A 12,993-nucleotide genomic window follows, 5' to 3' on the forward strand; every position below is an offset into this window, starting at 1 on the left:
TGCTGGCAATGACGGCAAACTAGTCTTACCAACGAGTTAAGGCGGTGGCTATCCCTAGCAGGATCCCCTTGGATCATTGAGTTTGTCTGCCCACAAACTGATTCCAAATAAGCCACCGCCTTTTTATTTCTAAGCTCACGATAAGGTAAGACTCATGAAACCCAATTACTCTGTGGTTGCCCTGGTGCTGGTAACCTTCTTTATGGTGTCGTTTTTCACCAATATTCTCGGTCCGTTGTTTCCGGAACTCATTAAAAGCTTTGATATAGGCCTTACTTTGGCCGGCTTATTCCCTTTCGCCTTTTTTATTGCTTACGGCGTAATGTCTATCCCTGCCGGTCTAATGGTACAGCGTTTTGGTGAAAAACGCGTGATGCTGGGGGCTTTTACGCTTGCTGGTGTAGGGGCGTTGTTGTTTGCCGTAGCTCCGGTGTTTGCGGTGGCTATGCTGGCGCTGTTTTTGATTGGTACCGCTATGGCGATGTTGCAAGTCGCCATTAACCCGTTACTGCGACGCAGCGGCGGCAGCGCACATTTTGCAGCGTTCTCGGTACTTGCTCAGTTATTGTTTGGCGCGGCAGCCAGTTTGTCACCCTGGGTTTATGTTTCACTGGCCAGTCAGGTACAAGCGCATCCCGCTGATTTCACCTGGATCCCCGCTGCGATGCCCTGGTTAAGTATGTACTGGCTGTTCGCACTGCTCAGTGTTTTGATGTTGATTTGGATAGGGCTGAGCAGGCTCGAAGCGGTTGAACGAAAAGAGGAAGAGACACTGAGCTGGCAAGCGTGCGTTGGGTACTTTCGTAATCCTGTAGTGATCCGCTTCTTTTTTGCCATTGTGGCATATGTGGCACTGGAGCAGGGGATTGCCAACTCAATCGCGGTATTTTTACAGACTTATCATCAGATTGAACCGCAATCCAGTGCGCAGGTGATCAGTCAGTTCTGGATGATGCTGACACTGGGGTGTGTAGTGGGGTTAGTGTTGCTGAAACTGTTCGATGCCAAACTTGTGCTCATGTTTTTTTGCCTGGGAGCCGCTTTGAGTCTTATTACTGCATTGATTGGTAGTACAGATATCGCACTGTTGGCTTTCCCGTTATCCGGATTTTTCTTATCTGTGATGTGGTCAGTGTTATTTTCTCTGGCGTTAAACTCTGTATCGAGTGGCCATGGTGCCGTATCGGGGGTGTTATGTACCGGCATTGTTGGGGGAGCACTGGCTTCTCCTTTAATCGGCATGCTGGCTCAGCTGAGTGGTTCTTTGCAGCTGGCGTGTTTAGTACTACTCTTGCCGCTCGGGTACATTGCCTGGATAGCCTGGTGGGCGCAGCCAATCGTGCGTAATCATACCGTCAGAATGTTCTGGCATAAGCAAACTCAACTGACAGAGAAACAGGAAGCGGCTGGCCAATGAGTACTATAGTATGTGTTGATCTGGGCGGCACTAAAGCACAGGTTGCCCGGGTTGATGACCAAGGTGTTTATGAGGCTCGCCGTTATAGTGTGCCGGCCTCTGCGACTAAAACGCAGGTTAATGAGTTTATTACGGGCATTATTGCAGAGCAGCTCAGCGACGAGTGTTGTGGTATCGCTATAGGTGTACCCGGTATGGTTGATCTTAGTGACGGCACTGTACTGGAGACGGTTAATATTCCAGCGTGGCAGGATGTGCCGCTGGCTTCACAATTAACCGCATATTTTTCTCTACCTGTAGTTGTTAACAACGATGTTAACTGTTTTACTATGGGTGAATATTTTTATGGTCGTCATTACCAGTCAGGTGCCCCTTTTTACCAGCCGGTGAGTAACCTGATGGGGGTGTGTCTGGGAACCGGCCTGGGCGCAGGACTCATTTTTGACGGCCGGCTATACAGTGGCAGGCATTGTGCAGCGGGAGAGTTCGGCAGCTTTCCCTATCGTGATGGTATCCTGGAACAATATACCAGCGGGCAGTTTTTTCTGGAGCGAGGTACAAACGGAGCAGAGCAGGCAATGCTCGCACAGCAGGGGGATCGCTATGCACAATCTCTGTTCGACGAGTTTGGAAGCCACCTAGGATATGCAATTGCGCAGACGCTGCTGGCCTTTGACCCAGATAAAATTGTCCTGGGTGGATCTGTCAGTAAGTCCTATGACTTATTTCAGCGCAGTATGTGGAAAAGCCTCGCCGGGCAAACACATCCGGCGTTGTTTAAACAACTCGAAATTCAAGTAGGTAAGCTGGAGCATGCCGCGTTGCGTGGCGCTTATAAGTTGTTCCAGGAACAGTTTTCGGAGGGAATATGAACAAGTTTGCTTGCCTGTTAATGGCACTATTGGGTGCTCACACAGCACACGCGGTTACAGCGCCGTTAACACAAGGCGAGTTGAATGCGTTGGCTGACAATCTTCAGATCCGTTATCAGTTAATTGATTCTATGCCACAGCAGTGTCCGGAACCTGCGAAACAGTGTTACTTTTCTGAATTACAGCTGCGTTCACCTCAGCGTTATAGTGGCGCTGATTGGGCCATTTATTTTAGCCAGCTGATGCCAATTTATCAGGTTGAATCTGACGTGTTCAGAATTGAACACCTGAATGGCGATTTGCATCGACTGACTCCCACTGAGCAGTTTGCTGGTTTCTCTGCAGATGAAACTTATAGCGTGCGCTTTTACACAGAGCATTCGCAGATCACCCGCTCTGAGTTTATGCCCAATTATATCTTAGCCGATAAATCTGAGCGGCTGCGCCCCAGAGTAGTCGCCAGTACGCGCTCTGTCCGGGATGAGCAAACCAGGCTGGAACAGCAGCCATACCTGGCACCATTCGAGTCATACCATCAGTTGCGAGTCAGTAATAAAGACCAGACCCCCTGGATGGGCGCAGCTTATCTGGCGCAACACCAGTCTGAACCCGAGCTTCGCGCTGCGCCAGAGGGACTGATCCCGATGCCCCGCGAGTTCAAAGTGGTATCTCAGGGGCGGATCAGTTTGAAAAAGGGGATTCGTTTTGAGCTGACAGGCCTTGATTTGGCACAGATTGAAATGGCCGGTAAGCGACTCGCGCAGTTGGGTGTGAAGCAAACTCAAAAAGGGCTGTCAGTGCGGGTCACTGTGGATCCCTCGCTGCCCATAGCTGCGCAAGGGTATCAGTTCAATAGTTCTACTCACCTGATTGATATTAAGGCATCTGGTGCCGCTGGTGCCTTCTATGGTGTGCAAACATTGGCTGGACTCATGGATTTGAAAACCCACAGTATCCCCAGTGTGGCTATTGCTGATGCGCCCCGATATGGGTTTCGGGGGCTGCATATCGACAGTGCCCGAAACTTCCGTTCCAAGCAATTTGTGTTAGATACCATAGCGCAAATGGGCGCTTATAAATTAAACAAATTACATCTGCATCTGGCTGATGATGAAGGTTGGCGCCTCGCTATCGCAGGCCTGCCGGAGCTGACAAAAGTGGGAGGGTTACGCTGTTTAGATCTCAGTGAAACGCGTTGCTTGTTACCACAACTGGGCGCGGGTACCGGCACCGGTGCGCCGCGTAATGGCCACTATTCTCAGCAGGATTACAGTGAAATTTTGCGCTACGCTAAAGCGCATCACATTGAAGTGATCCCATCGCTGGATATGCCCGGACACTCCCGTGCCGCCATTATTGCGATGGAAGCGCGTTACCGGGCTTTGATAGCCAAAGGCAAAACTGAGGCAGCCAATGAATATCGGCTGGTGGAAGAAGCGGACGAGACGCGCTATTCCTCCATCCAGCATTACCACGATAATACCCTGAATGTGTGTTTGCCAGCGACTTATCGATTTGTGAATAAGGTACTGACTGAGCTTCAGCGGATGCATGAACGGGCCGGTATACCTTTAAAAACGTATCACATAGGTGCTGATGAAACAGCGGGCGCCTGGCTAGACTCGCCCGCCTGTAAAGCGCTGAATGCAAAGCAATCCATTGCCTCGATGAATGGATATTTTATTGAAAAAGTGGCGGCCATGGTCGCTGAAAAAGGCATCACGGTGGCAGGCTGGAGCGATGGCCTGAGTGATGTGAATCCAGAAAAAATGCCTAAAAATGTCCAATCCAATGTCTGGAGTACGCTTAGCGAACAAGGGCATAAAGTGGCGCACAAACAGGCTAACCTAGGCTGGGATGTGGTGTTGTCACTGCCGGATGTGACTTATTTTGACTTTCCATATCAGTCCCACCCTGAGGAGCGTGGTAATCACTGGGCCAGCCGGGCACTAGATACCCGTAAAGTATTTGAATTTATGCCGGATAACTTGCCTGTGCATGCGGAGTTCTGGCGAGATGTGTTGCATCACACCTACAGCGCGGATGACAGTGACTCTGCTCTGAAACCGGGCGTTGGCTATACAGGTATACAGGGACATCTTTGGAGCGAAATGATTCGGGATGATCTGCAGGCAGAGTATATGCTGTATCCACGTTTGTTGGCACTAGCAGAGCGTGCCTGGCACAAACCCGCATGGGCTGTCCCATACCAAGGCGGCCTGGTGTTCAGTCGCAGCAGTGGCCATTTCAATGATAAAAAGCGACGGTTACGTGAGCAGGACTGGCAGCGTTTTGTCGCTTTGCTGGGTTATCGTGAGTTACCTAAGTTAACGCGTCAGGGTCGTTTTTTCCGTATACCTACGGTAGCTGCAAGTCGCCGTGATGATGGGACGCTAAATATGTTCAGTGAAATCCCCGGGTTTAAACTCGAAGCACTGATCAATGGTCGCTGGGTAAATTATCACCCAAGGCTGGATTTTGATTCGGTTGATGCAGTGCGCGCTGCACTAGAGGACGAATCCCGAACCGGACGGGCGCTACCATTGCCGGCACCGGTAGAGTCTGGCAAACATTAACCTGGTCAAATAATAAGGGGCTAAATTAGCCCCTTAATTAATTTATCGCTGGTAAATAATCTCGCCATCCAGCAGTGTCATTACCACTTGTGTATTGCGGATCTCGTTGACGCTGGCTTCGAACAGATCGCGGTCAATGACCACTAAATCGGCTAATTTACCCACTTCAATACTACCGACTCGTTGCTCCTGTCGCATCGCATAGGCACTGTTGAGGGTGTAAGCTTCAATGGCTTGCGCCAGTGAAATGGCCTGTGGCTGACGTGATACCGCATTGCTTAAACCGATAAACGGGTTAAACGGGCTGACATTCCAGTCACTCGACAGGGTGAGCGTGGCCTGATTGTCGGCCAGGCTGCGAATGGGCACCAGATCCTGAGCACGTTCTGCGCCAATCAGTGGAATGGTGTCAGGCCAGTGGCTCGGGTCGGTGAAATCTCCGGCGACTTGTGCGTCAGCAATCACATTCAGCTTAGCAAAGCGCGGTAGGTCAGCAGGATCAATGACTTCCAGATGGGTGATGCGGTGACGGGCCTGACCATTTGAGGCATTTTCAATGGCATTTAACGCTTCGTGAATACCACGATCGCCAATCCCATGAATGTTAAAGTCAAACCCTGTTGGTTCCAGTGCCTTGATGTATTTTTCAAGCCGTGCCTGAGTAAAATAGTTGAGGCCACGATTGCCATCCAACTCAAGCCAGTTTTCCAGGTAAGGTTCATGCATGGCAGCGGTGGTATTGACTAAAATGCCATCCATATAGAATTTGACCTGATTTACCTGTAACAGCTCTGCTGGGTTGTTTTGATATAAGGATTTGAGTTTGGCAAGCTGAGTATTGTCGTTCATTTGCGGATACGCCCATAGCCCCAGCGACACGCGTAATGTCAGCTTGTCTTCATCCGCAACGCGTTGCCAGGTTTCCAGGTGGCCGCGTTGCCAGTAGGTGCGGGCGTCACTGATGGAGGTGATCCCCGCCTTATTAAGCTCTGGCATGGTGTATTCAAGCAGGCCAAGGTAGTCACTTTGTGCTGCGTCTGGAAGAGATTGCATTGCCAGCTCCATGACCTGATTCCCGGCATTGTCGTACAAAATACCGTTCAGCTGGTCTTGTTCATTACGACCCAGCACACCTCCAATCGGATCTAAGCTTCTGGCTGACAGGCCCGCAAGCTCCAGCGCTTTACTGTTAACCCACATGGAGTGAGAAGTTTGTTCCATGATAATCACAGGCCGGTCTGGCACTGCTTCGTCGAGTACCGCCAGTGGTGATTCGGACATTTCTAATAGTGTGGAGATTTCGTGGCCATAGCCAATTAACCAGCTAGCGGAGGGGTGCTGACTGGCGGCATAAGCCACTTCGTCTATGTATTCCCCAGCCGTTGCAGCGGCGGGTACGGTAAATTGGGTGGCTTCAGAAGCCGATTCCAGCGGATGCATATGCACATCATGAAACCCCGGGAGCATCATTTTACCTTTTAGATCAATGTGCTGTGTTGTATCACTGAGATACATCTGAGCTTCTTCATTGCTCCCGACTAGGACGATTTTGTTATCCTGAAGTACCACCGCCTGTGCCCAGGGTTGGTCGGCATTAACGGTGTAAATTCGCCCGTTGGTGAACACCATGGACGCGCTTTGCGCTTCGTTAGTTTGCTCAATATTTGGCGTTGTTGAAGTTGATGGATTTGTAGATTGGTTGTTGCTTTGGTTGTCAGAGTTACAGCCACTGAGGGCTAAACCGGCTATCAGAAAACTACTTGTGATCATCTTTGTTGCTCGCATTGTTGACTCCTTATTGATGCCGATACACTATCAGTAGCATGGTAACCACAAAGTAACAGTATAGAGGTTAAATGCTGATCTTATTGGTTGAAGACGATGCCGTACTGGCAGCGCAAACGATAGACTTTCTCAATGCCGAGGGAATTGAAGTGGATTATGCCGCAACGCTGAGCTGCGCGAAAGACATTGCAGCGCAAACGGCCACTTTCGATAAATATGATGCGATCGTGCTGGACATGGCGTTGCCCGATGGTAATGCGTTGAGTTTATTGCAACAGTCGTTGGCCGGGTTTGATGCGCCTGTATTGTTTTGCACGGCGGCAGCGGATCTGGATGACAAACTGGCCGCGTTTGCGGCAGGGGCACTGGATTATATGACCAAGCCCTTTGCACTGCCTGAACTGGCGGTTAGGATAAAGTTGTTGGCGGGCAAGGTAAGTAAACATAATCAAGTATTTGAGCTTGGCAGCCTGCATGTGGATTTCTCTGCAAAAATTGTCACCCGCGGCAGCCGCACCATCGTTTTGTCGCCCCAGCAATGGCTGCTTCTTTCTTTGCTGGCGGAACAAGCCCCCGCACCTGTTTGCAAAGCTCAGATCCTGCGCCATGTCTGGCCTGACAGTGAGGTCAACAACAATATGTACAAATCACTATTGACCCGGCTTCGGCATAACCTGAGTCGTGACGACGAACCCTCTGTCATACAAACACTTAAGGGTCAGGGCGTTGCATTAAGAGAATCGAGCTCATGAGGCAAAAAACACTCCGGTGGTATCTCGCGCGATGGTTGTTTGCCTTGTTTGGACTGTTTTCCTTAATTTGGATCTGGGTGGCCAGTCAGGTGTATCACTATGCCTGGGATGGGACCTCAGAATATTATCTTTATCAGGACCTTGAGGTAGCGTTGTCTGGACAGCTGATGTTGCCATACAAGGATGGCGGTAAATTGATGGGGAATTGGCAAGATTTACCCACAGACTATCAGCAAGCTTTACGTCAGCACGGGCTTGGGCCAGAGGCAAAGGAGCAGGAAATCTCGCAACTGCTGACGCTGTCAGATGATTATCTATATACTCTGCGCTATACAGAAAGCGCCTTCGAGCCGCTGTATATTATTCATCGTATTAGCGGCCAGGATTCGCCAAGTCTGGTGGCGGTGTTTATTGCGCTGACGCTGGCCTTGTTGATACTCGCTGCAGTGACCTGGTGGCCAATACACAGGCATATTGCGCGTGAATCTGGGCGACTGACAGCGTCTTTGCAGAGCATATCTTTACATGAGAATAAAACTCAGGCAGCGCAATTTGAAGAGTTCTCTTACCACTCCATTCTCGCTGCAACGGATGCGTATGCACAGCGTTATGCTCAGCAACAGGAACGGCTTTATTCCGCTTTTTTAAGTCATGAACTTAACACGCCGCTGGCTCAAATCCACAATACGATCTCACGTTTTGAACAACTCGATGAGCTTCCTTTAGATGCATTACCTTTGCTGACCCAGCTTGAAGAGGCCGGGCAGGATCTGGTTTCGCTGAGTGAAGCCATTTTGTTATTGTGTAAGGCCGATCAGGTGCGGCTGACGTCAACTGACCTCAATGTATTTTTGCAAACATGGCAACAGCACTGGCTGCAACAGGGGCTCAGGATCACGCTCGAACTCCCATCAGAGCCGATAAGTAAGCCTGTGCAGTCGCGTTTGCTGAATCTGCTTCTGGAGCAGGTTGGCAAAAACGCGCTGCAACACGGTGAGGGCTCGCTCAATGTGTCGTTGGACAGCGATGGTATGATCTTCACGAATGGTATCAGCACACAGCAAACGCATCAGGGGCAGGGGTTAGGCACCCGCATTGTGTCACGCGTGTGTGCTTGTTTTGGCTGGCAGGCACGGCACAAGTCGGGTCAGCATTACACACTGACGATCCATTTTTAAGGCTGTAGTGATTGAACCAGTATTTTCCGCAACAGCAAAGGCTGCTGTAAAACTCAGCAACAGAGAAGTTCGCTACGTCATACTGGTGCGGGAAAAGCTATGATCACGGTTGAGTGTAATCACAGGTAAATGAATTACAATGGCCTGTGACGTAATATAAATGGCCCAGTTGATAGCTCTGATCTGGGGGTAATAACCTTGTCCTTCATTGCCAAAGATCCAAAACTGGCCGATAAGCGCATCTGCAACAGTGGCCAGTATCATACCGAGTGCCAGAATAGCCCTCGGCGTTTTTGGTATATCAGAGCTGATAAGTAAACACAGACCTAACAAAGCAGCTTGTGCTATGACTATGGCATAGCCACCAGTTAAGACCGTGACATACCAGCCACTGCCTGGTAAGTGCATATTTAAGTAACTGAATAAGGCCAGCAGTGATGTAATTAGCATGGCAACTACAAAGTAAACCACCTGAGCGCCTGAATAGCCCAGCAAACGCCAGCAGGCGAGAAATAAGAGCAGATAGCCGGGCATAAAAAACCACACAGAGTCTGCGAGATAATCATGTTTTACTACTGCACTATGTTGGAAGTAGTTTTGAGCCAGGTTGAAGTTAACAACGTCGCCCGCCAGACAAAACAGAAGAGAAAACACCACTAGGTTTGCAAGTGGCCAATAACTACGAGCGTGTTGATGTTGGCCGATAACTTGTCTTATTATTAAACAATTACACAGCAATAAAGTCAGGGTCAATGCCTCAAAACTTAATACCCAGTTGCGTGTTTCACCTACCACAGACCACACGCCGAGCAGAGTGAAAATGAGATCGAGCATGGCGAGTGCGATGATTAGGACACTTATTTTTACCGTATGCCTGTGGGCAACCATCCTGAGTCCTTGTTGTTATCTTGGCCTGTTTGTTGAAGGTACAACTTTTAACAGTATTCTCCATGCAAAAGCAATGCTTTTTGTGTAGATTGCCAGGCTTGAGAGGAAATATATGTCACAATTTAAAACCACACTGTCGTTTACTTTTTCGGTCTGTGCGCTTGGCGTCGCGCTCTATAGTCACTTTAACCAGTCACCAGTACTCAGTAGCACACCTGATGTTCAATCAGCAGAAAATGCATCGTTGCAAGGTCACAGCGAACGGTATACGCCTGTCGAGGCAGGCAGCTTGGTTAACAAACAGCAGCATATTGAGCAATTAGAAGAGCAAGTGCGTTACTTACAGGAGCGTGTTCTCGAACTGGAGAATCGCTTTTTCTCTGCATCGTCTTCTCCTGAGGCACTAGAGGAATCTGTATTAGCCATCCTGGAGAAAAAGGAGCAGCAAGAACGTGCTGAGCACAGGCAGAGCAACCCAGTTTATGGCTTTTATGAAGACTTGCCTGATGACTATGAGATGCGCCTGAAAACCGATCCTGAGTATGCGGATAAACTGGGCAGACAATTACAGCAAAAAGTGTTGGATGAGAGTCTACCTGTGATTGACCGTTTGTCGGCGATGGGTCAGTTGCAGATGAATATGTATGTGCTGAATCGCACCCAAATGGACACCATGAGTTACGATACGGTGGACGCTGTGATTAAAATCAGCCGTGGGCAGTACGATGATAAACTAAGAGTTCAGGCACTGGATGTCGTTGCACAAACGCCAGTGGTAGATGCGCGTATAGCGCGTTCTTTGCTGGATATTGTTGAAAAAGAAGAAAACGATTATATGCGAGCAACGGCAGCAGAAGGTCTGATGTCGCAATATTATCAGGCGAACGATGAGCAATATCCGGGGCTTAAGCGGCAGCTGGCAAACGATATTTTGAAATTATACGACAACGATATTGATAATCAGGTTTATAACCTGATGCAGCGTATGATCGGAGACGAAGACCTGCTGGACCAAATTCGCAAAGATGCCAATAAGTAATCTTGCTAATCAGTTAGGTTTGAAACTTTTCTTTTCGTTATAGGCATGTTGTCCGGCGTGTTAAACGCACAGCTTTATGAACGTTATGTACCCAGTACACAGTTTAATACTGATGTCTGTTATTACCTGTGAGTGATACGCAGGCACATTATCAATAATACGGCTTCATGGTCATCGATGGCCCAAAAAAGGTACCGGAAAATATCTGGCGCGGCGTGAATAGTTAAACCGAGATCTCGCTAGCGCTGATCAATTGAAACGGTGTTTTAAAGACAGGCTTTTTCAGCCAGTTGAGTTTGCCTTATTCAAACAAAGTGACAAATACCGATAATCGTATTTCGTAGTGTATTAATTACATCTATATTTATAGTGTATTTTTTCTGATAACTCGCATATTTAGCGCTGTCGCCTGTTCGTACATAAATAAATTAGGTGACTGTAAAGGAAGGGGTAGCCATGTTGCCGTTGCGGCTTTCCATCAAACACAAAATCACCCTGGGTTTTGGTGGTATTGGTATGTTGCTGGTTATTGCCAGTGCGCTGGCTTATTGGGCACTGTTAGAGATCCAGCGTGCCAATCATAAAGTAACAGACACTGCCCAGCCCATCTTGCATGCCGCCGAGCAGTTCCAGCAACAGCAACTCAGGATCAGTAATCTGGTCTCCAAGGCATACAGTGCGAGTGATGAGTCCGGTATACAGCAGGTGCAGCACGCTTTTAACCAGGCCGAATTGCGTGCGCAGTCGTTGCTCGATGAGTTAGAAATGCGCTCGGCAGATAATCCCGGCGTAGTGCAGCCGCTTCGGGAAGTTACTAAAGTCCGTGCTGAGTTGCGGCAATTTTCAGACGCTTTGTTCGCCGCACGTCAGGCACAATTTCGTGCTGCACACACCATTGAGCAAGGCGTAGACCGGTTTTTTGAACACAGAAACACTGCGGGTACGGCGATGTTGGATATCGAGTTAATCGAAACAACGGATACCCGACTAAGGGAGGAAGTCGCGGGGACTGGGATCCGCATTGATGATCTGCTGTTTACGCTGGAAAATAATGTGCAATCTCTCGCGCAACTTGGCCCTGATAGCCTTGCGACGCATCGCGAAGATGTTGGATTTATCGTTGATAACATCAGTGACAACCTAACTTACCTTAAACGCCAGTCAGCCGGGCTGCCTATCGAGTCGTTGCTTGAGCTGTTTGAGCCGGCCTGGGAGCACATTGCTCGCCAGTTAAAAGAGCCCGCTACTTTGTATCAGGCACTTGAGCAGCGTCACAGGGGCCAGCAAACTGCTATGGAGAGTTATCGGCGTGCTGAGCAGGCCTTTGCCGATTTGTTTAATCAGATCGATACAATCCAAGGTCAGGCACAGAACCAGTTTGATTTATATCAGCAGGCATCAGACCAGTTGATTGAGCAAGCCCAAAATGCGGCCCTGATACTGGTTTTAGTATTTGCCATATTAGCGGTCTGGATAGCATTGTCGACCAGCCGTGCGATGCTTATCCCGCTTGCAGCGGTAAACAAAATGCTGAGATATATAGCCAGTGGTGATTTTTCCAGACAGATAGTCAAACGTCAGGATGATGAGTTTGGTACTCTGACTGACAACATCAATCAGGTAAAGCAAAGCCTGAGCAGTTTGTTAGAAGAAATAGACACCCAGGTATATGAGCTAAAAGACTTAGCTGGCTCATCCTTAGCGCGCAGCCAAACTCTGACCAGTCGGGCAACGGCGCAGGTTGAGCGGACAGACAATGCGTTGCACATTGCCTCAAATATCGCCAGCAGTGCGGTTGATGTGTCTGAACAGTCTCGAGATGGTGTGTCCGGGCTTAAGCATGCACAGCGACTGAATCAGGAAACGGCTCAGAGTGTTATACACAATAAGCAAAAGATCATGTCATTAAGCGGCACGATGACCGAATCTGTGGGAGCGATGGACGGGCTCAGAGCACACAGCGAAGACATAGGGAAAATTTTGGATACAATTGTCGCAATTGCTGAGCAGACGAATCTACTGGCACTAAATGCGGCCATCGAGGCTGCAAGGGCCGGAGAGCAAGGTCGGGGCTTTGCGGTGGTTGCTGATGAAGTCAGACAACTGGCTATTCGTACACAAAATGCCACGCAGGAGATCAATAAAATGATCGCGGCTTTACAGGCTGACACCCACACGACCGCTGCTCTGATCCAAAATGGGGAGCAGGATGTTCGTGTGTGTGCCGAGCAAAGTGAAGTGCTTGCGAGCAACATGGCGCAGGTCAGTGAAGCCATAGAGCAAGCTACTGCATTGAGTGAGCGGGTACTGGACGCGGCAAATCATCAGGCAACGCACTGCGAGAGTATTGCCGGGCTGATGAAAGACGTTCAGGAAACGGCTGCCCGTAACTCACAGGAAATGGGCTTCATGGCCAAAGACAGCGAGTCACTCAGTGGCTTTGCAGCCAGGCTGACCCAGCTTATTGAGCGTTTTAAGCTCTAACT

General features: G+C 49.2%; 9 protein-coding genes. 7 read left to right on the forward strand and 2 right to left on the reverse strand.

All coding sequences use genetic code 11. From position 1 onward, the window contains the following. Positions 1–154: 154 nt before the first annotated feature. Genes QNM19_RS03690 through QNM19_RS03700 form a run of 3 tightly spaced genes read left to right on the forward strand, consistent with a single transcriptional unit; the run spans position 155 to position 4,865 of the window. The gene (locus tag QNM19_RS03690) at positions 155–1,417 is read left to right on the forward strand and encodes an MFS transporter (protein ID WP_284026343.1); all 1,263 of its coding nucleotides are present in this window, start codon (positions 155–157) and stop codon (positions 1,415–1,417) included. Next, positions 1,414–2,289 carry an ROK family protein gene (locus QNM19_RS03695; RefSeq protein WP_049863505.1) on the forward strand — a complete coding sequence of 292 codons (876 nt, stop codon included), beginning with the start codon at positions 1,414–1,416 and terminating at the stop codon, positions 2,287–2,289. The genes QNM19_RS03690 and QNM19_RS03695 overlap by 4 nt, the downstream gene beginning before the upstream one ends. Next, positions 2,286–4,865 carry a family 20 glycosylhydrolase gene (locus QNM19_RS03700; protein WP_082225347.1) on the forward strand — a complete coding sequence of 860 codons (2,580 nt, stop codon included), beginning with the start codon at positions 2,286–2,288 and terminating at the stop codon, positions 4,863–4,865. The genes QNM19_RS03695 and QNM19_RS03700 overlap by 4 nt, the downstream gene beginning before the upstream one ends. A 42-nt stretch (positions 4,866–4,907) precedes the next feature. Here QNM19_RS03700 and QNM19_RS03705 read toward each other — a convergent pair whose 3' ends face one another. Continuing rightward, on the reverse strand, positions 4,908–6,650 hold the full coding sequence (locus QNM19_RS03705; protein WP_049863504.1) for an amidohydrolase: 1,743 nt from the start codon (positions 6,648–6,650) through the stop codon (positions 4,908–4,910). A 71-nt stretch (positions 6,651–6,721) separates the two neighbouring features. Between QNM19_RS03705 and QNM19_RS03710 the strand changes: the two genes are divergently transcribed. Further along, positions 6,722–7,402 carry a response regulator transcription factor gene (locus QNM19_RS03710; RefSeq protein ID WP_049863503.1) on the forward strand — a complete coding sequence of 227 codons (681 nt, stop codon included), beginning with the start codon at positions 6,722–6,724 and terminating at the stop codon, positions 7,400–7,402. Then, a complete protein-coding gene (locus QNM19_RS03715; RefSeq protein WP_049863502.1) occupies positions 7,399–8,580 on the forward strand; it encodes a sensor histidine kinase in 1,182 nt (393 codons plus the stop codon). The genes QNM19_RS03710 and QNM19_RS03715 overlap by 4 nt, the downstream gene beginning before the upstream one ends. A 72-nt stretch (positions 8,581–8,652) precedes the next feature. Here the strand turns inward: QNM19_RS03715 and QNM19_RS03720 are convergent, their stop codons facing one another. Next, the gene (locus tag QNM19_RS03720; RefSeq protein WP_049863501.1) at positions 8,653–9,468 is read right to left on the reverse strand and encodes a hypothetical protein; all 816 of its coding nucleotides are present in this window, start codon (positions 9,466–9,468) and stop codon (positions 8,653–8,655) included. 112 nt (positions 9,469–9,580) lie between these two features. Between QNM19_RS03720 and QNM19_RS03725 the strand changes: the two genes are divergently transcribed. Continuing rightward, on the forward strand, positions 9,581–10,507 hold the full coding sequence (locus tag QNM19_RS03725; protein WP_049863500.1) for a hypothetical protein: 927 nt from the start codon (positions 9,581–9,583) through the stop codon (positions 10,505–10,507). Positions 10,508–10,963: 456 nt separating this feature from the next. After that, positions 10,964–12,991 (forward strand): methyl-accepting chemotaxis protein, encoded by a 2,028-nt coding sequence (locus QNM19_RS03730; RefSeq protein WP_049863499.1) that lies wholly within the window; start codon positions 10,964–10,966, stop codon positions 12,989–12,991. Positions 12,992–12,993: the final 2 nt, after the last annotated feature.

It is taken from the genome of Pseudoalteromonas ardens (assembly GCF_030125445.1).
GTDB classification, from domain to species: Bacteria; Pseudomonadota; Gammaproteobacteria; order Enterobacterales; family Alteromonadaceae; genus Pseudoalteromonas; species Pseudoalteromonas ardens.